The following is a 19,741-nucleotide window of genomic DNA, read 5'->3' as shown; positions in this document are numbered from 1 at the left end:
CCCAGAACGGGCAGGCTAAAGTAGGATTAGTAGCGTCTGCGCTCGTACCCGCGCATACAGTTGAGGTACTGCCTGCGATAGGCGCGCGAACTGGTCACCGCGGCTCTGCCGGGCTGGCGCGCACTTCTCACCAAGCTCTCTGCCCTGGCCTTACAAAATAATTCCCGGCGACCAAGACCTCGGTGCGAGCGGCGTACAGGTCGCGAACTGCGCAACTGACTGACTCGTCGGGGGGATTCGTATTTGGAGGGGTAGGCCCGCGGGTAAACTTTCACCTGAGGCGCGAGGGGATTGCGATTGTAGTTGCGCCAGTTGGCCGGGGGTGTGACTACGACAAATTGGTTGTCCTTTGGGTCAAACTCAAAGAAAGTGCCATTCCCAGCCCGCCGATAATCCTTGCCCTCCAGGTAAAATGCAGTCCCGGTGGGCACTTCTGGCACCCTAGCGCCCAGTGGCGGTTCCACTCGGGTATAGCCATCTGGTCCCTGCCGATAGAAGTATCCGCCTACATAGAAGTAGATCTCATTATTGGCTTCGATTAGGCGCGCCCCGTCCGGGAGGCGCACCATCTGCGTCTCCGCCAGGGGTGCCGAAGTCATGGTCAGTAACAGCAGGGCAAACACGAAACGCATGAAACACCTCAACGAGCAATTGATACTCGCGGAAGTGTATTGTCATGGAAAATTGTTCCCCAATTTATTTAAGGGAAACTGTGACCGGAAAATAAGTCAGCTACCCCCCTGAATACTCATGCCGTCCTCATCACGCACCACTTCGGAGAGTATCTTCACCTCCTGCCCCGGTTGCAGTCGCTCGGCACCGCGCACGATCACCCGGTCCCCACTGGCTAAATCGCCGTAGACCCCGATCCATTCACCATCGCCACTACCCAGACGCACAGTCAGGCGCTCCGCTTTCTTCTCCTCATCCACACGGAATACGAAGGTATCGCCATTGCGTAGTACCAGCGCATCCCGCGGCACCGCCATAGTGGCGCGGGCCTCAGATAGGGGCACGGCCACCTGCACCGGCATTCCCACAATCCAGTCCCACTGCTGCGGCGCACTCTGTGGCAGCTGCACCATCAGTTTGACTCTGCGTGAATTATCGCTGGCCACTGGGACAAACTGGCGCACCTGGCCGGTGAAAATCCGCGTGTTGACACTTTCTCCCTCGGAGCGCGATACCGCGTCACTGCGCACCGAAATAGTGTCACCGGCACCGATCAGGGGCAGTGCCGCCAGGGGAATATCCGCCTCGACCTCCAGCTGAGACATATCCAGGGCGCGCAGCAGCTCTGAGCCTGTGCGCACATACTCCCCCGCCTGTAATTCGCGACTCACCACTAAGGTGTCGAAGGGGGCATCAATGGTGGCCTTGGCGAGTTCGTAGACGCGCCGTTCCCGCTCGATTTGCGCGGCCAGAAGATCCTGAGCCATGGCTTCGCGCTCGGCCTGCTGCTCCTCCAGTGCCGCGCGGGAAGTGCTGTTGGTTTCGGCCAATTTACTGAGGCGCTGCAGCTGCGCGTCCAAATAGGTAAGACGCGCCTGCAGCTGGGCGATGCGGCTCTCACTATTGCGCAACTGCAGACGCCAGTGGGTGGCATCCAGCTGGGCCAGACGCTCGCCCTTTTTCACCAGACTGCCGGGCTCAGCGACAAACTCCAGTACGCCGTCCAGCTCTGAGGAAATGCGGATATCGCGACGGCTCACCACCTCTCCGGCAGACCACTGACTGGGCGCCATTTGGCGGGTCTCGGCCCTGTCCACGGTGACCGCCACCGCGCCGCTCTGGGCCAATACCGGCCCAACAACAAAAGTGAGGGTGATACCGGCGAGTAACTTCTTCATTGGGAATTCCTCAAGGCCAACCTTTGGCGCAGGCGGGTGAATTGCGGCAGCGGCAGGTTTCCGGTCTGTAACAGCGCCGGCAATAGAATCAAGGTAAACAGGGTACTGACCGCCATACCGCCGACAATCACCGCGGCCAGGCCGCGATAGATCACACTGCCCTCCCCCGGTGCCACAAGCAGAGGCAGCATGCCGAACACGCTGGTCAGGGTGCTCATAAAAATAGGCCGCAGACGCAGACGCAACGCCTGTTCCACCGCCTCCACACGCGTCGAGCCGGCCTCCTCTGCAGCGCGGGTTTGGTGCACCAGCAAAATGGCGTTGTTGACTACCAGCCCCAGCAAGATGACAAAGCCGATCATGGTGAGTAGGTCGAGGGGCTGAAAGCCAATCAAATTCAATAGCTGCAGCGCCAGCACGCCGCCCACCGTGGCCAGCGGTACCGTTAACAGCACCAGACCGGCATCGCGCAGGGAGCGGAACAGGGCGCTCATCAATAAAAACAGAATCAGTAGCGCCAGAACAAAATTTTGCGACAGAGAGACCAGAGCCTTGTCCAGGTCGCTGGCGTTGCCACCCACCAGGATGCTGCCATCGTCGGGCAGGGCCTCGCGGATCTGCGGCAGGACCGCTTCTTCCAGCTGGGCGCGCACTTCTTCTAGGGAGACGTCATCCGGCGGCACGATATTCAGGGTGATGGTGCGACGGCCGTCCACTCGGCGCAGGTTGCCCGGCCCCACAGTGCGCTCCACACTGGCGAGTTGGCTCAGCGATACCACCTCGCCACGGGGGGTGACCAGCGGGGTGTTTTGCAGCTGCTCGGGGGTGCTCCAGGGCTGTGCTTTGAAGATTACATCGAGGCGTTTTTTCCCATCGAAATATTCGCCCACGTAGAGGCCGTTGCCGAGGGTGCGGATCAGGCCGCCCATATCCTGACGGTTCCAACCCTGCTCCAACATGGCGCGATCGTTGGGGCGCACAGTCAACTCCGGCTCAGAGAGCGACAGACCCGGATTGGTTTGCACCGGTGTCCCCGGCATCACCTCTTCCATCACCTCCACACCGCGGGCGGCGGCGCGCATCAGGCCATCGGCATCGCGGGCCTGTAGATGTAGCGCAATGCGGCGATCACCGCCAAACTGGCCGAACAAATTGCCGCGCGCGGCAAAGCCCTGAAAATCGGGAATATCCACCAGAATTTCTTCACGCAGCAGCCGCTCCATCTCTTTGGCTTGATCCATATCTTTAACGCGCACCCCCATGGTACCGCCGTTGGGCCAGGAAATAATGTAGTAGTTCTTCAATTCCGGTTGGCGCTCGCCGCTCATGTAAGGCGCCATGCGCCGATCCAGCTCGTTGACGATTTCCTTCTCAATCGTCTTGGTGTTGGTCGACGAAGGAAAATTCATCCATACATCTACCGCATCTCTTTTTACCGGCGGTAAATAATCGAGGTTGGGTAAGAAAAAATAAGTCGCGGCAATAGGCACCAGTAAGAACCCGCCGATCACCTGCCAGCGCCGCGCGCGCGTACTGGTTAGCGCCATCACACGGGCAGTGATTTTTTCCCACACCCGCGCCAAGCGGTCCTCATTGGAAATCGGCGGCAACCACAGCTTTGCCGCCAGTGGCACTATGGCCACAGCAGCGAGCAGGGAAAACACGACTGCCACAGCAATGGTCAGGGCTAGGTCACCAAACACCTGCCCCTCGACACTGTTGAGGAAGAAGACCGGCAGGAAGATCGCCACCGTGGTGGCCGTGCTCGCCAACAGTGCCCCCCACACCTGTCCAGCCCCCTGCTCCGAGGCCTCCTCGGGCCCCAGACCTTTTTCGCGCAGGCGTACAATATTTTCCAACACCACAATCGCGGCATCGAGCACCATGCCGGTAGCGAAGGCGAGGCCGGCGAGGGAAATCACATTCACACTGCGGCCGGCAGCGGACAGGACGACGAAGGTGGAAAGCAGAGAGATGGGAATGGCGGCAGCTACAATCAGGGTGGCGCGCATACGTCGCATAAACCACCAAAGCACCCCCACCGCCAGGAGAATACCCAGCATCAGATTACCGCCGAGTAAATTGAGAGCGCGGTAGACGAAGACCGAGGCATCGAAAGACTGCACCAGCACCAACTGCTCGTTTTTCAGCTTGGTGTCATTGAGCTCCGCCACTTTCTTTTTTACCCGCTCCAGGGTGGCGAGCATATTCGCATCGTTGGTGCGGTTGATGCGCATGGACACCGCAGGATTGCCATTTTGTGTGGTCACCCCACGCGACTCCGATGGCCCCACACGCACCTCAGCGATATCGCCGAGGCGCACCGGCTGGCCGTTGCGCCATTCGAGCACCAGCTCGGATAAATCCTGCGGCTGGTATTCGCCAACAAAACGCAGGGTGTAACGGCGCCGCCCCACATCGGTGAAGCCACCGGAAACATCCCGCGCCGAGGCCAACTGGCGACTGATCGCCGGCAGCTGAATACCCAGGTCGGCGGCCTTCCAGGGATCGAAAATTACCTGCAGCTCCTCTTGTGCGGCGCGACCGGACTGGGCCTGCACACTGGCGACACCGGGCACAGACTCCAGCTCCGGGCGCAAAACATCCTCAATCAGACCGGCGTAGTCGTCGAGGTGGTGGGGATTGCCGGGAAGTTTCTGTAAAAAGAAATAAGTGAGTGCGGTGGCATCCCCGCCCCAACCGCCCAGCATCACCCGCGGCGGCTCGGCATCCCGCGGCAGCGGTGGCAGGCTACTCATTCGGCTGATGACATCGATCAGCACTTTGTCCATATCGGTGCCCATGGTGAACTCCAAATTCACCCAGGCGCCCCCGCGGCCCGCGTTCACCTGCATCATTTCCAGGCCAGTCAGGCCCTGCAGTACCGATTCGATGGGCTCGACAATTTCCGCCTCTACCTCTTTGGGCGCGGCGGCGCGCCAACCGGCCTGGATGGTAATGCGCGGGTTTTCGATATCGGGGAAGAGTTGTACCGGTAGGCGACTGGCGAGAAAGGCTCCCAGCAATACGGCGAGTACCACGGCCACACCAGCGGCGGCGGGATTTTTTAGAGCGGCTTTTGTCAGCGCCATTCCATAGGCCCTTATTTTATATTCACGATTAACCTGGCAATGACCTAGAAAAGTCTTTATCTACCTGCACGGTCTCCCGTAAATACTGACGCAGAATCATAAAATTGCAGGTTTTTTCCCGGCTTACGCCCAACTAATTTTTTCGGAAATACGTACCGAGTTTGTCAGCAAACGTATTACTCCCGGGACTCTGGCTAGGCGCCAACAGCTGCACTTTCTTGTGCCGTGCGATACACCCAACGGCAAATGCTGCCGGGCGATGGTGGGAAGGCTACTGCAATAAAAAACGTAAACAAGGGTATTGCGACAAAGTGCCGGGAATTATCGGTCAGGCCACCAGACGATTTTCCACTCGCACTGCAAACGAAAAAACTCAGAGAAAATGCTGTACTTTGTTCTTGTAGCTGCGGCTCATTTTCAGGCACTCACCATTATCCAGCACCAGGTGATACTCGCCGTTAATATGGGCACGGATTTCCCGCACGCGACTCAGATTCACGATAGTGGAGCGGTGAATTCGCTGAAATAATTTGGGGTCGAGCTGTTGCTCCAACTCCTTCATGGTGATGCGCATCACATGGGTTTCCCCCAGGGCATGCACACACATGTAATCACCGGCGGCATCGATCCAGTCGATTTCCCGCGCCGGCACCAGAGTAATTTTTCCGGAGTCCTTCACCGCAATTTTATCCGGGTAGGCGCTGCCGGCGAACTGACCACTCACCAGTTTTTGCTCTAGCGCCTGCGGAGATTCCCTGGTCAGGTCCGCCACGGCTTCCAACAACTGTTCGCGTTGTATGGCGATATCCGCGGTAGCCATTTTTTCCCGCGCGCGCGTCAGCGCCAATTGCAGGCGCTCCTCCTCGATGGGCTTGAGCACATAGTCCACCGCATTGACTTCGAAGGCCTCCACCGCGTACTGGTCGTAGGCGGTTACAAATACGACCTGCGGCAGCTTTTGCAGGGGCATCTGTTGGACCAGTTGCAGACCATTGATACCGGGCATCTGGATATCCACAAAAGCCACATCGGGATTCATCTGGGGGATAAGCTCCAGGGCCTCGCGGCCATTGCCGCACTCGGCAATCACCTCGACGCCAGGCATCTGCTCCAGGCGCAGGCGCAGGCCGCGGCGTGCCAGGGGTTCGTCATCGACAATTACTGCGGTCAGGTTTTCAACTGCACTCATCTCGTTATTCCTGTTCGTAGGGAATGCGAATATTCACCGACAGGCCACCCTCGGGGCGGTTGCGGAAACGCACTCTCTGATCATCGCCATACAGGGCGCGCAGTCGCTCACAGGTGTTGCGGATACCAACACCGTAACCCTTGCCAACCAGGCGCAATTCCTCTTCCGGCATACCCGGACCATTGTCGCTCACTTCAAGCAATAATTCCCCGGCAAAAACCCGCCCCTTGATATTGATCTCTCCGCCGCTCTCTAGCTGGGAAATCCCGTATTTAATCGCATTTTCCACCAGGGGCTGTAACAACAGGCTAGGCACCAACGCCAGGGACGACTCCCCCTGCAGATCCAGCCTCACCCCAAGGCGGTCGGCAAAGCGCACCTTCTCGATATCCAGATAGAGCATCAACGCCTCTACCTCCTTGGCCAGAGTGACCTTCTGCATAGGGTCATTGTCCAGGGAGTGACGTAGAAACTGTGACAACCGCGTCACCATATTGTTGGCAGTGCGCCCGTCGTTATCCAGGATCAGGGTAGAAATAGCATTGAGCGTATTGAACAGAAAGTGGGGGTTCAATTGATAGCGCAGCATTTTCAACTGGGCCTGGTGCGCCATGGACTCGGCACGCAAGGTTTTGGCCTGCTGTGTCTGTGAGGTCTGATAGTACTTGATGCCGTAATACAGCGCCGCCCAAGTGGTGAGAATCATAAACGAATAGGAGAACCAATAAGTAGCCTGCCATACCGGATGCTCATCGCTCGCCTTACCGTAGAGCCATAGAAAACCGCCGAACTTAATTGCCGCCCACAGTACTGCTACAAGCACAACCAGTAGCAGTGAACCCAGGAAGCGTGTCGCTGGCGGTTTGTTCCATAAACGCTGAAACCCATATCTCATGGAACCACTGAGCAGAATTCCGGCAGTGGTGGCCATGGCGATATAACCCGTATGGACCCAGTGGTCCTTCACCCAGAAAAAGCTGCTGATGAAGGTCACAAGGGTATAACCGGCCCAGCCACCGAGCTGAAAAGCCCAATAATGGGACTTATGGCTCGAAAAGCGCTGTGAAAGCCACTGAAATGCTTTGTTTCCCATAATCTCCCGCTAGAGGCATCAGAAAATAGCGCCGATTTGACACTTTTGTATGGCTTCATACTAAATGGCGCCGATCGCCGACGAAACACCAACCGGCGCAGCACAGGGACAAACTGCCGCATGACACTCTGGTTATTCAAATCCGAACCCGATGAATACAGCCTGCAAGACCTCGCCGCCGAAGCCTCTGGCTTCGGTCGCTGGGATGGCATTCGCAACTATCAGGCGCGCAACTTCCTGCGCGACCGAGTCGCCGTAGGTGACGGGGTGCTCTTCTACCACAGCGCCTGCAAAATACCGGCGGTGGTAGGCACCGCCGAAGTGGTGCGCGCCGCCTACGCGGACCCCGCCCAGTTCGACCCCGAGAGCAAGTATTTCGACCCCAAGGCCAGTGCCGACAAGCCCCGCTGGTACTGTGTGGACCTGGCCTGGCGCAGCGAATTCGCCCACCCTGTGCCCCTGGCCGACATCAAGAAAAACCCGCAGCTGACGGAGATGGTTTTGGTGAAGCAGGGCCGTTTGTCGATACAGCCGGTGCGTCAAGAGGAGTGGGATAGCATCGTAAAATTGGGGGGGAAATGAATCGAAGGGGACGGCACCGATTACCGTCCCCCAATGAATTCTCCTTGCCCGCCGCTTATCTTTCGTGCCGCTCTTCATCCGGCCGCGGCGGATTGCGCCCCACGCTGTACCAGTCCAATTTCCGCGTCAGCACCATAGTGCAGCCGAGTACTCCGAACACCAGCAGCGATCCCATCAACAGGGCGTAGTCCTCGGCACTGAGCAGGCCGTAGAGAAGTGCATAGAGCGCTGCCAGCAGTCCGGCAAATCCCAAACCGCGGTGCCAGCTGCGCAACACTGCGCTGGTGTAGAAACCAATCAAACCCACACACGCGCTGGCGGACAATACATAGGCCTTGGCAAAGGCAATATGTTCAGACAACGACAGCAGAAGCAGGTAGAACAACGCCAGTGCCAGTCCCACCAGGGCGTATTGTACCGGGTGCACAGCCAGGCGCTTGAGGATCTCGAAGAGGAAGAAGGTGGCGAAGGTCAGAGTGATAAACAGCAAAGCGTATTTGATCGCGCGGTCTGTCTTTAGATACTGATCCACCGGATCGAGAAAACTCACACCAAAGCGGCTTCCCAGCAGGTTCTTACAGTGACTCCCCCCACTGCAGCGCTGCAATATTTCTTCCAGGTTGGTGGCGAAAAAACTGGTCTGCCACTCGGCAGTGAAACCGCTATCGCCCACTTGTCGGCGGGTGGGCAGGAAATCCCCAAAGAAACTCGGGTGCGGCCAGTCGGCACTCATTATCACACGGCTGTCGCGGCCCACCGGCACCAAGCTGAAATCCTCGGTGCCCTGCAGTTTGAGATCGAAAGCAAATTCCAGGGCCTGACCACCTTCGCGCTCCAGCGCTGGTAGTACGGCGTGCACGCCATCACCGAGAATTGGCGCGCCACTGCCGGGGGCAAATTCCAGGATCTGATTGTTCAGGTGCAGTTTCAGATCATTGCGGATACCGCGAATATCGTTGATACCCACGGAGAGATAGGGTGTACCCAAAAGATACTGGTCCAGGTCGGCGCCAAGGCCCAACTTCTCGGGCACGCGAAACAGGCCGCTGACCTTGCTGTCGCTATGGTACAAAAGCGCCTCATAAATACCACGCGCACGCCGCTCTGTGGTCAGATCAGTCTCAAAGACAAAACGCTCTGGCAGAAAGTATAAGTGCCCCCGCTCCTCCCGCTTTTCTTTGTAGCGCTCTCCCGTTTTTTCGTTCGTCATCCACTGCCAAAATGTCTTAACGTAGGGCACCACCAAAATGGGGCCGGTGATTTGCTGGTTGTAACTGGTGCTGCGCGCAATATCGTCAATCACCCCATCCTGATAGCGCTTTCGCTCAGTAATCAGGCCATCAATCATGGTCAGCGGAATCAATAAAAGCAGAATCAAAATGGCAATAGCGCCCAATTTAAAAGCCAGGGCTCGGTTCATGGTTCAGACCTCAATGTCGAGTTTCGATCTGCCCAGTCTGAGCGACCGATGTGGCGCATCGGTGGAGGCGGGAAGGAAATTGGAAGGAGATTGTGTGGATTTTTATGGAGCCGGTTCAGGCTCCAGGCAATAACAGGCGGACTTCAACGCCCCCCTCGACGTTGTCGATGGCCAGGTCGCCGCCATGCAGCTCGGCCACCTCCTGCACAAAATTGAGCCCCAGGCCCGTGCTCTTGTGCCCACCATCGGGCCGAGGTAGCGAGTAGAAGCGCTCGGTCAGGCGCGCCAGGGCATACCGGGGTATCGCCTCGCCCACATTGTACAAGCGGAGTTCAACCCGCTGTTCGCGCCGCTCGGCACTAAAGCGGATTAGCCCGGCGGGAGCCGTGAAATCCAGGGCGTTATCGAGCAGGTTCGCCAGCGCCTGGCGCAGTAAGAAGCGCTCGCCGCAAAGTTGCAGCGCCGGTTCCAGCGCCAGCTCCACGCGCAACCGCGCCTTAGTGATTCGCGCCCCCTGTGCCTCGAGCAGCTCCTCCAGTAGTGGCCCCAGCGGCACCCCCACGCGCTCCTCCAAACCCTGGCGCTGCTCCACCTGAGCCAAGTGCAGCAAACGTTCACTCAGCTGCTGCAGGCGCGCTGTCTCCCGCTGAATATTGTTCACAAAACGCTGGCGCTGCGCCGCTGGCATATCGCTATCGAGCAACTCCGCCGCGCCGTGGATGGCCGCCAGGGGGCTCTTCAATTCGTGGGTGAGGGTGTGCACATAGCGCTCTACATAATCCCGGCCCTCCAGCTCGTTGCGCATCTGTTCCACCGCCGCGGCCAATTGCCCCAATTCGCCGCTGGGTAGACGCGGCGGTTTCACCCGACGGCCCGCACTGGCGGCCTTGGCGTAATCGGTCAGTTTGCCCAGGGATCTCCCCAGCCACCAGGATAATAATGCCCCAACCATCAGGCCGAGACCGAGCAGCCCCGCACCCAGCCAGGCCAGGCGCCGCTGCGAGCGTTCGATATAGGGCTGCAGGGTACGGTTGGGTTTGGCCACCGAGACCACGCCGATAATCCGCTCGCCGTCGAGGATCGGCGCCGCCACATACATCACGGAGGAGTCTGGATTATCTGGCTCTTCGCGGGTGGAGCGGGCGCCGTAATCACCGCGCAGAGTGAGGTATACATCGTTCCAGCGCGAATAGTCCTGCCCTAAGGCCCGTCCACTGGAGTCGAGTAGGACTCTGCCATTCGCGTCGGTGACATAAATACGGTGGTTCACCTGACTCTTGGTGTGCCCCCAGATAGTGGCTTCAGGGCGCCGTCGACCATAGGCTTCGAGCAGCGCCGGCAGGTGACTCTGGGCCAGATTACCGGCGGCAACCTGGTCGCGCAGGATCTCCGCCAACAGATTCGCGGTGTCCACCAGGGTTTCCTCGGTGGACTGGCGCACGCCGGGGCGAATCTCATCCATCACCCTGCTCAGCACGAACCAGCTGGCCAGACCGACAAACAGGAAATAGACCGCGAAGATGCGCACCCCGAACGGCATCTCAGTGCACCAGGCAGCAGCTGTAACCCAGGCCTCGATGGGTTTGGATAGGCTTGGCGGCGGGCGCCACCTCACGCATTTTGGCGCGCAGACCTTTGATATGGCTGTCGATATTGCGCTCGTAACCCGCTTCCAGGGCCACCCCCAAGGCATCGAGTAACTGCGTGCGGGAAAACACCCGGCCGGGCTGGGCCAGCAGGGTTTGCAGCAGACGAAACTCGTGATGGGTCAGTGGCAGCAGCTGCTCGTGAAAATGGATCTGGCAACGTGCCGGGTCGATGCGAAAGGGCCCCTGCTTCGCCGCGACCTGCGGCGGCGCTGTTGCACGCGGTGCCACCCGCTTGAGGATGGCCTTGACCCGCGCCGCCACTTCGCGCGGGCTGAAGGGTTTCACCACATAGTCGTCGGCACCGATTTCAAGGCCTACCACCCGGTCTATTTCCCCGCTGCGCGCGGTGAGAAAGATCACTGGCACCTCAGAAAATTGACGCAGGCGCTTACAGGCTTCAAAACCACTGATATCCGCCAGCCCCACATCCAGGATCACCAAATCAAATGGCTCGCTCGCGAGCAGTGCCAGGGCTTCACCGGCCAGCTCCAGCCAGCGAGTGGCAAACCCCTCGGCCTGCAAGGCATACACCAGGGTATCGGCGATCGCGGCTTCATCCTCAACAATTAATACTTTGGGCATGGGTTACTGGGCTCTAACACTCTGCTCTCTGGCGAATAACTTGTCTGCACCATCATTTACTCACAGGAAATCGACCATTTCCTCCAGGGGCTTTCTGGCGATCGCCGGCACCTGGGCGCCCTCCGCCGGCAGTCCGGCCACCAGAATCATGTAGGGCTTCTCCTCAGGCGGGCGGGAGAGAATGTCATTGAGAAATTTCATCGGGCTGGGGGTGTGGGTCAGGGTCGCGACACCGGCATTGTGCAGGGCCGCAATCAGCATACCGGTGGCAATACCCACAGATTCCGCGGTGTAGTAATTTTTTAGCCGCTCCCCATTTTCCGCAAGGGAAAACTTCTTCAGGAAAATCACGATCAGGTAGGGCGCGGTTTCCAGGAAGGGCTTGGATGCATCGGTACCCAGGGGCTCCAGGGCACTGAGCCACTCTTCCGAGGCGCGACGCTGGTAAAACTCGCGCTCCTCCTCTTCCGCCGCCAGGCGAATACGGCGCTTAATTTGTGCGGTTTCCACCACGACAAAGTGCCACGGCTGCCTATTGGCTCCGCTTGGGGCACTGCCCGCCGCACGCAGGGCATTCTCAATAACCCCCCGGGGCACAGGATTTGGGGAAAAATCCCGCACCGAACGACGCCGGTGCATCAAGCGGAAAAACTCGTCGGAACGTTCGCGCATGGCTTCTTCATGCAGGCGGATGAAATCGAGCGGCTGGCAAGGTTTCTCTGCGGTCATAGCCCTAAACCACACCTTTGGTCTGCGCAATAAACACACTGAGCAGTGACAATAGGGTCAGTAGAATCACCAACAGCAACAATAACAGCAAAGGCCTGAACGGCTTGCGCTGCACTTGGTTAACACCGCTTTTAAGGTACTGATCCACGCGGGCCTGGTCGGCCTCGGACAGTTTCTTCTGGGGAAGATCGGACATGGCTCTGACGCTCGTTTTTGTTGTGCCCCGAGTGTAGGAGAAAGCGAAAAACGACTCCACAAAAAAAGCCCCGCAATGCGGGGCTTTTACACAGCTCGGCAAAAGGGCTGTTAGAACAGCGCCTCCTCCAGGTCCATCAGGGTTGCACTGCCGGCGTTAACGCTGGCAGCCAGGGCCTGGGTACGCGGCAACAGACGTGCGAAATAGAAGCGCGCGGTCTTCACCTGACCTTTGTAGAAGCTGTCCGCCTCCTGCTTATCCAGTGCCACCGCAACCACCTTGGCCCACATAAAGGCGTAGGCTACGTAGCCAAACAGGTGCAGGTATTCCACGGACGCCGCGCCCGGTGCATGGGGGTCTTCCTGAGTGGCTGCAACCATCTTTTCGGTCGCTTCGCGCAGGCGCTGCAGCGCCGCTGCCAGTGGCTGAACAAAGCCTGCCATACCCTCGCGATCCACTTGGCTGTCGATAAATGTCTGTACATCTCCCGCAAACATCGCGAACAGGGCACCGCCGTTGGCGACGGTTTTGCGCCCCACCAGGTCGAGAGCCTGGATGCCGTTGGTGCCCTCGTAGATCTGGGTAATACGCACATCGCGCACCAGCTGTTCCTGGCCCCACTCGCGAATATAGCCGTGACCGCCAAACACCTGCTGGCCGAGTACGGTGCAATCGAGGCCCATATCGGTGGCAAACGCTTTCACGATCGGTGTCAGCAGGGCCACCATGGACTCGGCATTCTTCTTCTCGTCGCCCTCACCAAACTTGGAGATATCCAGCCACTGCGCCACATAGGTGGACAGGGCGCGGCCGCCGCCAACCAGGGCTTTCTGAGTGAGCAGCATACGGCGCACATCAGGGTGAACAATAATCGGATCGGCAGCTTTTTCAGGCTGCTGCGCGCCCGCCGGTGAGCGGCTCTGGATGCGATCGCGCGCGTATTCCACGGCATTCTGGTAGGAGCGATCGGAGGCGCCGAGGCCCTGAATACCCACTCCCAAGCGCTCGTAGTTCATCATGGTGAACATGGCCGCGAGCCCCTTGTTCAGCTCGCCCACCAGCCAGCCCTGGGCGCCATCGAAATTCATGGCGCAGGTGGCGGAGGCCTTGATTCCCATCTTGTGCTCGATGGAACCGCAATTCACATTATTGTTTTCACCGACATTGCCGTCTTCATCCACTTTGTATTTGGGCACCAGGAACAGGGAGATTCCCTTGGGTCCTTTGGGTGCATCCGGCAGCTTGGCCAGCACCAAGTGAATGATATTTTCGGACAGATCCTGATCGCCACCGGTGATAAAAATCTTGCTGCCGCTAATGCTGTAGCTGCCGTCTTCGCGTGGCTCGGCCTTGGTGCGGATAATGCCCAGGTCCGTACCGGCGTGGGGCTCGGTCAGATCCATGGCGCCGGCCCAGGTGCCTTCGTACATCTTGGGCAGGTATTTTTGCTTCAGCGCCTCGCTGCCGTGGGCGTCAATCGCCAGGCAGGCACCGTTGGTCAAAACCGGGTAGAGGGCGAAAGAGATATTCGAAGCATTGATCATTTCCTCAACTTGGGCGCCGAGCATCTTCGGCATGCCCATGCCGCCGTACTCCGGATTACCCAGCAGTGCGCCCCAGCCGCCTTCACAGAAAGTGGCATAGGCTTCTTTGAAGCCCTGTGGAGTGGTCACAACGCCATCGTTCCACTGGCAACCCTCTTCGTCACCGCTGCGGTTAATCGGGTCCAGGGTGTTGGAGGCCAGCTTGGCCATCTCTTCGAGAATCGCATCCGCGGTTTCGCGATCCACCGCCCCGTTCAATCCGGGCAGTTCCGCCCAGAGTTTTTCCGCAGCAAATACTTCGTGCAGCAGGAAGTTCATCTCCCGCAGTGGCGCCTTGTAGTCGGCCATGCTCCCGGTCCTCATTCAAGTGTTTCAAACGCTTGTTTGAATCTAGGGCCGTAGAGACGCAAAGTCAACTGGTTTGGGCCCTCACGGGCCCTGATGGGAGAGCTTGCAGGGAGGGCGTTCAGGCCGGTAAGAGCGGGCGAATATCCAGGTGCTGCGCCACTTCGCGGTAGTCTCCCGCCACGCTGTGGGGAACTACACCGAGCAGCGGTGCCGGCAGCAAGGCCTCAAGGGTGGCGAGGTTTTCCTCGGCGCGGACCATTTCTGGGCACACAAAATTTGCCACCCAACCCGCCAACGGCAGGCCATCGCGGCGGATGGCCTCGGCGGTTAGGAGCGCGTGGTTGATACAGCCGAGCCGCATGCCCACCACCAGAATCACCGGGGTGTTCAACTCCCTCGGCAGCTGCGACAGGAAGGCCCTGGGCCCCAGCGGCGTACGCCAGCCACCGGCGCCTTCGATCAGCACCAGGTCGGCACCGGCGCACATCACACCGCGGCAGACACCGGCCATACGGGCCACATTCAACTGTGTGCCCGCCTCAATGGCGGCGATATGAGGCGCGATAGCCGGCTCCAGGGCAAAAGGGTTCACCTGCTGATAGCCGAGCGGCATGGTCATAGCCTCTTGCAACAGCAGAGCGTCCTCGTTGCGCAGCCCGTTTTCGGTGCGCGCACAGCCGGAGGCCACCGGCTTCACCGCGGCAGTTTGCAACCCCGCATTCGCAGCTGCGGTGAGTAGTGCCGCGCTCACAAAGGTCTTACCCACTTCGGTATCAGTACCGGCAACAAAATAACTTCTACCCAAGGCGAAAGCCTCCCCTCATCAAAAAAGTTCAATTTTTTTCTTGTGGTGACTTTTCACGCCACGCACTTGGTGATAATTTAGACGTGTAGCGCAGATTTTGAACAAGTCAAGCCAAGCACTGATAACAAAGGCACGGGGCCGCGCTCACAAAATAACTCCCCCAAAAGGGGAAACTGCTCTGCAGGGACGCGGGAAATCTCGAAATGACTGAAAACACTCAAACAGCTTAGAGACCATGCGATACCTTACTCTTGCCCTGCTGCTGGCGCTGCCCCTGCTCGCCACAGCGAAAGTTACCCCTGTCGACCATGTTGTGGTTTACAAGTCCAAGAAACTGATGCAGTTGATTCGCAACGGCCGGGTCGTGAAAAGCTACACTGTATCTTTTGGTGACAACCCCAGGGGCCACAAAGTTCGCCAGGGGGACGAGCGCACGCCCGAAGGGCGCTACACCCTGGACTGGAAGAACCCCAAAAGCCGCTTCTACCGCTCCATCCACGTATCCTATCCAAACAAGCAGGACCGGGCACGCGCTGCCAAAATGGGCGTCAGCCCCGGTGGCGACATCATGATCCACGGCATCAAACCTGGGTGGGCCTACATGGAGAGGCACCTGCGCCGCAACAACTGGACCGACGGTTGTATCGCGGTGGCCTCCAACCGGGAGATGGACGAGATCTGGGCTCTGGTAAAAACCCCCACGCCCATCGATATCTATCCCTGATCGAATCCCTGGGCAAGCTTCATATAGATCACCTCGTAGCTGAGCGGCAGCCCCTTGGGCTGCCTCAGCGCCTCGTAGGATTCTGCCAGACGACGCAACTTGCTGCGCCCGGTCATACCCCGTTCTGCGGCACGATTAATATTGTGCGCGCCCACGCCTTTCAATTCCCGCATCAACTGGCGCAAGTTGTCAAAATACAGCAAGCGCTGTTCGTCGAGCACTTCCCCTTTCAATTGCGACTGTGTCGCTGCTTCGCGCCAATTCACCAAGGGCAGAAAGCGATTGACGTGCACACCGCTGTCCACTTCGGCCCAGCTATCGCGGAGTTCAGCCAGGGTACCTGGCCCCAGTGTGGCCACCAGGCAGTGCCCTTTGGGGGAGAGCACCCTGCGCAGCTCGGCGAAGAGCTGCGGTAACCGGTAACACCATTGCAGCGCCATACTGGAGAACAGCAGATCCACACTGCCGTCCGCCAGGGGCAACTGCTCTGCATCTGCGGCGATATAGGCATCTGCCTGGGGCCGTTCCTTGCGGGCAAATCGCAACATATCCTCGGACAGGTCCAGGGCAACAATACGGGCATCGGGAAAATGGTGGCGCAGCAGTTTACTGCCAAAACCCGTACCACTGCCCAGATCGACAATGTTACTTGGGGTCCAGTGACGCTCTGCCAATTTCACTAATTGGCGGCAAACGGCTCGCTGTAAATGGGCGCAACTATCGTAGCTGCTGGCGGCGCGCCCAAATGATCGGGCTACCGCAGGCTTATCAAAGGGTTCCACCAGTGAAGTGCCGGCAGCGGACAGGTTTTCTACGAAATGCCGCAATCGCTTAGCCACCTGATGAGGCTGCGACATGTGTGGTTTATGACCGCAACCTTCCATTATTTCTACTTGGGCACCCGTGGCTTGGATTTCCTCCACAGCCGCCAGGGGCACCAAAGCATCTCGCTTGCCGAACATATGTAAGGCGGGCACCGCCAAGCTCTGAAGCAAGTTGCGATTATCCAACCGGGACAGGCAATCCAGGGCATGCAACCAGGTATCGGCATTAATATTGGGTCTGCGCCCTTTCAGGTGCTTGAGCAAGGCGCGCATGGCGTTGTCACCATGGGATTGCAAAGCACAAAATCGCTCCCAGATGGCGTAGGGATCCTGTACGAAGGCGATGCGAAAACGCTCAAAGGTGCGTTGGGGCATTCCCGGCCAGTCACCCTGTTCCACAAAGCAGGCATTCGCAGAGATAGTGACAATTCCACAGATTTTTCTCTGTTCCCGCATGGACGCCAACTGCACAGCCAACATACCGCCAAGAGAGTGCCCAACCAGAACACAGTTTTGTGGCAGCGCGTGATAGAGCTGCTGCAATAGCACCTCCTGCTGCTGCCAGGGCTCGTCCCTTCGCTCACCAAACCCGGGCAGCTCGATACAGCGCAGGGGCACCCCCAGCTGTTCGCGCACCGCTTCGAGTAGTGGCTGCCACGGACCGTTATCCCCACCCCAACCATGCAGGAATACCAGATTCTCAACCTGGCTCACGAACGCACCAGCGCATTTTCCTGCAGCACGGAGACCAGTTCATCGAGTAGTGCATTGATTTGGTCATGGCTATGGGCGGCACTCAGAGTAATTCGCAGACGAGCCGTGCCCACAGGCACGGTAGGCGGTCGAATCGCCCCCACCAAAAACCCTCGACACTCCAATTTTGCAGACACCGACATAACGGTTTTTTCACAGCCGAGCAGCAGGGGCTGGATCGCAGTGGAGGAGCCTGCCAGAGGTAAATTTAGCTGTGCCGCTCGCTGGCGGAAGTGAGCGATATTCTCCTGCAGACGCCGGGCCAACTCGGGTTCACTGCGCATCCGCTCCACCGCAGCAATACTGCCGGCGGCCACCGCTGGTGGCATGCCGGTGGTATAGATATAAGGGCGGGCAAACTGCACCAGGTAATCGATCAAGGCGCTGGAACCTGCGACAAAGGCCCCCGCATTACCCGCAGCTTTACCCAGGGTGCCCATAATGACCGGTACCTGTGACTGATCGAGACCCGCCGCGGCGCTGCTACCCGCCAGAGGCAATTGTGCGCTGCCCATCACTCCAAATCCGTGCGCTTCATCCACCAGTAACCAGGCACCGTAGTCCCGACACAGGCCGGCAATTTCGGCCAGGGGCGCTAGGTCACCATCCATACTGTAGACGCCATCCACCGCCACCAGGGTATTTCCCCCGCGCCGAGCGGCGCGCTGCAATTGGCGATGCAGTCCATCCAGGTCGCCGTGTGGAAAACGCAGGCTGTTGGCACCGCACAAACGCGCACCATCAATCAGAGAGGCATGGTTGAGCTTGTCAGAAATAATATTATCGGCGCGGCCCAGTAGTGCACAGAGTGTGCCCACGTTGGCCATATAACCACTGGAGAACACCAGCGCCGCCTCGCGCCCGGTAACTTCGGCGAGGCTCTGCTGCAGCTGTTGATGCACCTGAAAATGGCCATTGACGAGGTGGGATGCGGTGGCGCCGGCACCCAGTTCAGCACCGGCTTTCTGCGCGGCAATTACTTCGGGGTGGATTGCCAGGCCCAAGTAATCGTTGCTGCTGAAGGCCAGCATCTCTCGCCCATCGACTGTAACCAGAGGAGTCGGCGCTGCAGCCAGCGTTTTGATCTGGCGATAGAGACCGTCCCGGCGCCGCTCATCCAGACGCTGGCGCAGGATCTTCTCTAGGGTCATTTGGCCGCGTCGTAGAAGAAAGCGTCATTTTGCTGTTCGCTGATCTGGGCGCTCAGTTCCGCTTCCACCTCGGATTCATCTGCATATTGCTGATACTCCTCGGGCTGGATTCCCAGGCGGGAAAACAGCTGCATATCCTTGTTGGACTCCGGATTGGCCGTAGTCAGCAGTTTCTCACCGTAAAAGATGGAATTGGCGCCGGCTAGGAAGGCCATCGCCTGCATCTCGTCGCTCATCTGTTCGCGCCCCGCTGAGAGGCGCACGTGGGATTTGGGCATCATGATCCGCGCCACGGCAATGCAGCGGATAAACTCGAAGGGGTCCAGATCCTTCTCCTGCTCCAGAGGAGTACCGGCAACCTTCACCAACATATTGATGGGCACCGATTCCGGGTGCTCCGGCAGGTTGGCCAGCTGCATGAGTAGCCCGGCGCGATCCTTGTCGCCCTCGCCCATGCCGACGATTCCGCCGGCGCAGACTTTCATACCGGCGGTGCGCACACGCCCGAGCGTCTCCAGGCGATCCTGGTAGGTGCGGGTGGTGATAATCTCGCCGTAGTACTCGGGCGAGGTATCCAGATTGTGGTTGTAGTAGTCGAGCCCCGCATCGGCCAGCTCCTGGGCCTGGTCATCATTGAGCATCCCCAGAGTCATGCAGGTCTCCATGCCCAGCGCCTTCACCTCACGCACCATCTGGGTAACGTAGGGCATATCCTTTTTCTTGGGTGAGCGCCAGGCAGCCCCCATGCAGAAGCGTGTGGCACCGCTCGCCTTGGCCACTCGGGCCTCCTCCAACACCTTCTCCACCTTCATCAGCTTTTCCCGCTCCAGCCCAGTATCATAGCGAGCACTCTGCGGGCAATAGGCGCAGTCTTCCGGGCAAGCCCCGGTCTTGATCGAGCAGAGGGTACTGACCTGCACTCGGTTGGGGTCGAAGTAGACTCGATGCACCTGCTGTGCGGTGAACAGCAGATCACTAAACGGCATGGCAAAGAGGCCCAAAACCTGTTGGCGGGTCCAGTCGTGGCGAATATTGGCGGCGGGCGTATGCTGGTCAGCGGTCACAGGCTTACTCTCTCTAATTACTGGAGTGGTTTGTGCTCTTTTTATTTACGGGGCCGGGGTGACTGCTGTCGGTGGCAGTGACAAACTCGACCAAACGGACTGGCCAGTTTAGCCAGCCCCCTATCGCTGTCAACTCAGATAATCAA

17 protein-coding genes are annotated in these 19,741 nt (G+C 58.7%); 2 read left to right on the top strand and 15 right to left on the bottom strand.

Going from position 1 to position 19,741, the window contains the following annotated elements:
- Positions 1 to 26: 26 nt before the first annotated feature.
- The 5 genes from Q1A69_RS05625 to Q1A69_RS05605 all read right to left on the bottom strand — a co-directional run bounded on the left by Q1A69_RS05625 (position 27) and on the right by Q1A69_RS05605 (position 7,224).
- A complete protein-coding gene (locus tag Q1A69_RS05625; RefSeq protein ID WP_299582365.1) occupies positions 27 to 632 on the bottom strand; it encodes a DUF6515 family protein in 606 nt (201 codons plus the stop codon).
- A 96-nt stretch (positions 633 to 728) separates the two neighbouring features.
- Positions 729 to 1,850 (bottom strand): efflux RND transporter periplasmic adaptor subunit, encoded by a 1,122-nt coding sequence (locus Q1A69_RS05620; RefSeq protein ID WP_299582362.1) that lies wholly within the window; start codon positions 1,848 to 1,850, stop codon positions 729 to 731.
- Positions 1,847 to 4,942 carry an efflux RND transporter permease subunit gene (locus Q1A69_RS05615; protein WP_299582359.1) on the bottom strand — a complete coding sequence of 1,032 codons (3,096 nt, stop codon included), beginning with the start codon at positions 4,940 to 4,942 and terminating at the stop codon, positions 1,847 to 1,849. The genes Q1A69_RS05620 and Q1A69_RS05615 overlap by 4 nt, the downstream gene beginning before the upstream one ends.
- A 373-nt stretch (positions 4,943 to 5,315) precedes the next feature.
- The gene (locus tag Q1A69_RS05610; RefSeq protein WP_299582356.1) at positions 5,316 to 6,131 is read right to left on the bottom strand and encodes a LytTR family DNA-binding domain-containing protein; all 816 of its coding nucleotides are present in this window, start codon (positions 6,129 to 6,131) and stop codon (positions 5,316 to 5,318) included.
- A 4-nt stretch (positions 6,132 to 6,135) separates the two neighbouring features.
- Entirely contained in the window at positions 6,136 to 7,224 is a 1,089-nt protein-coding gene (locus tag Q1A69_RS05605) for a histidine kinase (RefSeq protein WP_299582353.1), read from the bottom strand.
- A gap of 120 nt (positions 7,225 to 7,344) precedes the next feature.
- Between Q1A69_RS05605 and Q1A69_RS05600 the strand changes: the two genes are divergently transcribed.
- Complete coding sequence (locus Q1A69_RS05600; protein ID WP_299582348.1) at positions 7,345 to 7,806, top strand: EVE domain-containing protein; 462 nt, start codon at positions 7,345 to 7,347, stop codon at positions 7,804 to 7,806.
- A 55-nt stretch (positions 7,807 to 7,861) separates the two neighbouring features.
- Here the strand turns inward: Q1A69_RS05600 and creD are convergent, their stop codons facing one another.
- The 7 genes from creD to bioD all read right to left on the bottom strand — a co-directional run bounded on the left by creD (position 7,862) and on the right by bioD (position 15,079).
- Complete coding sequence (gene creD / locus Q1A69_RS05595; RefSeq protein ID WP_299582345.1) at positions 7,862 to 9,226, bottom strand: cell envelope integrity protein CreD; 1,365 nt, start codon at positions 9,224 to 9,226, stop codon at positions 7,862 to 7,864.
- A gap of 115 nt (positions 9,227 to 9,341) precedes the next feature.
- Positions 9,342 to 10,766 (bottom strand): two-component system sensor histidine kinase CreC, encoded by a 1,425-nt coding sequence (gene creC, locus Q1A69_RS05590; RefSeq protein WP_299582342.1) that lies wholly within the window; start codon positions 10,764 to 10,766, stop codon positions 9,342 to 9,344.
- Between the two features lies 1 nt (position 10,767).
- Positions 10,768 to 11,457 (bottom strand): two-component system response regulator CreB, encoded by a 690-nt coding sequence (gene creB, locus Q1A69_RS05585; protein WP_299582339.1) that lies wholly within the window; start codon positions 11,455 to 11,457, stop codon positions 10,768 to 10,770.
- 60 nt (positions 11,458 to 11,517) lie between these two features.
- A complete protein-coding gene (locus tag Q1A69_RS05580) occupies positions 11,518 to 12,186 on the bottom strand; it encodes a nitroreductase family protein (RefSeq protein WP_299582336.1) in 669 nt (222 codons plus the stop codon).
- 4 nt (positions 12,187 to 12,190) lie between these two features.
- Entirely contained in the window at positions 12,191 to 12,382 is a 192-nt protein-coding gene (locus Q1A69_RS05575; protein WP_299582333.1) for a DUF3094 family protein, read from the bottom strand.
- A 110-nt stretch (positions 12,383 to 12,492) separates the two neighbouring features.
- Positions 12,493 to 14,274 carry an acyl-CoA dehydrogenase C-terminal domain-containing protein gene (locus tag Q1A69_RS05570; RefSeq protein ID WP_299582330.1) on the bottom strand — a complete coding sequence of 594 codons (1,782 nt, stop codon included), beginning with the start codon at positions 14,272 to 14,274 and terminating at the stop codon, positions 12,493 to 12,495.
- 118 nt (positions 14,275 to 14,392) lie between these two features.
- Positions 14,393 to 15,079: a dethiobiotin synthase gene (gene bioD, locus Q1A69_RS05565; RefSeq protein WP_299582327.1), complete on the bottom strand. Its 687-nt coding sequence runs from the start codon at positions 15,077 to 15,079 to the stop codon at positions 14,393 to 14,395.
- A 235-nt stretch (positions 15,080 to 15,314) separates the two neighbouring features.
- Between bioD and Q1A69_RS05560 the strand changes: the two genes are divergently transcribed.
- On the top strand, positions 15,315 to 15,803 hold the full coding sequence (locus Q1A69_RS05560) for a L,D-transpeptidase family protein (protein ID WP_299582324.1): 489 nt from the start codon (positions 15,315 to 15,317) through the stop codon (positions 15,801 to 15,803).
- On the opposite strand, the gene bioC is transcribed toward Q1A69_RS05560, so the two are convergent.
- Genes bioC through bioB form a run of 3 tightly spaced genes read right to left on the bottom strand, consistent with a single transcriptional unit; the run spans position 15,794 to position 19,595 of the window.
- Entirely contained in the window at positions 15,794 to 17,341 is a 1,548-nt protein-coding gene (gene bioC / locus Q1A69_RS05555) for a malonyl-ACP O-methyltransferase BioC (RefSeq protein ID WP_299582321.1), read from the bottom strand. The genes Q1A69_RS05560 and bioC overlap by 10 nt on opposite strands.
- Entirely contained in the window at positions 17,338 to 18,531 is a 1,194-nt protein-coding gene (gene bioF / locus Q1A69_RS05550) for an 8-amino-7-oxononanoate synthase (protein ID WP_299582318.1), read from the bottom strand. The genes bioC and bioF overlap by 4 nt, the downstream gene beginning before the upstream one ends.
- A complete protein-coding gene (bioB, locus tag Q1A69_RS05545; protein WP_299582315.1) occupies positions 18,528 to 19,595 on the bottom strand; it encodes a biotin synthase BioB in 1,068 nt (355 codons plus the stop codon). The genes bioF and bioB overlap by 4 nt, the downstream gene beginning before the upstream one ends.
- Between the last annotated feature and the right edge of the window lie 146 nt (positions 19,596 to 19,741).

The organism is uncultured Microbulbifer sp., assembly GCF_947498635.1.
GTDB lineage: Bacteria > Pseudomonadota > Gammaproteobacteria > Pseudomonadales > Cellvibrionaceae > Microbulbifer > Microbulbifer echini.
This window is presented reverse-complemented; position numbering and strand designations above follow the sequence as displayed.

What these genes read in the sequence shown, in the direction of transcription:
- Q1A69_RS05625 (WP_299582365.1), bottom strand. Translation starts at nt 632, where the DNA reads ATGCGTTTCGTGTTTGCCCTGCTGTTACTGACCATGACTTCGGCACCC.
- Q1A69_RS05620 (WP_299582362.1), bottom strand. Translation starts at nt 1,850, where the DNA reads ATGAAGAAGTTACTCGCCGGTATCACCCTCACTTTTGTTGTTGGGCCG.
- Q1A69_RS05615 (WP_299582359.1), bottom strand. Translation starts at nt 4,942, where the DNA reads ATGGCGCTGACAAAAGCCGCTCTAAAAAATCCCGCCGCCGCTGGTGTG.
- Q1A69_RS05610 (WP_299582356.1), bottom strand. Translation starts at nt 6,131, where the DNA reads ATGAGTGCAGTTGAAAACCTGACCGCAGTAATTGTCGATGACGAACCC.
- Q1A69_RS05605 (WP_299582353.1), bottom strand. Translation starts at nt 7,224, where the DNA reads ATGGGAAACAAAGCATTTCAGTGGCTTTCACAGCGCTTTTCGAGCCAT.
- Q1A69_RS05600 (WP_299582348.1), top strand. Translation starts at nt 7,345, where the DNA reads ATGACACTCTGGTTATTCAAATCCGAACCCGATGAATACAGCCTGCAA.
- creD (WP_299582345.1), bottom strand. Translation starts at nt 9,226, where the DNA reads ATGAACCGAGCCCTGGCTTTTAAATTGGGCGCTATTGCCATTTTGATT.
- creC (WP_299582342.1), bottom strand. Translation starts at nt 10,766, where the DNA reads ATGCCGTTCGGGGTGCGCATCTTCGCGGTCTATTTCCTGTTTGTCGGT.
- creB (WP_299582339.1), bottom strand. Translation starts at nt 11,457, where the DNA reads ATGCCCAAAGTATTAATTGTTGAGGATGAAGCCGCGATCGCCGATACC.
- Q1A69_RS05580 (WP_299582336.1), bottom strand. Translation starts at nt 12,186, where the DNA reads ATGACCGCAGAGAAACCTTGCCAGCCGCTCGATTTCATCCGCCTGCAT.
- Q1A69_RS05575 (WP_299582333.1), bottom strand. Translation starts at nt 12,382, where the DNA reads ATGTCCGATCTTCCCCAGAAGAAACTGTCCGAGGCCGACCAGGCCCGC.
- Q1A69_RS05570 (WP_299582330.1), bottom strand. Translation starts at nt 14,274, where the DNA reads ATGGCCGACTACAAGGCGCCACTGCGGGAGATGAACTTCCTGCTGCAC.
- Q1A69_RS05560 (WP_299582324.1), top strand. Translation starts at nt 15,315, where the DNA reads ATGCGATACCTTACTCTTGCCCTGCTGCTGGCGCTGCCCCTGCTCGCC.
- bioF (WP_299582318.1), bottom strand. Translation starts at nt 18,531, where the DNA reads ATGACCCTAGAGAAGATCCTGCGCCAGCGTCTGGATGAGCGGCGCCGG.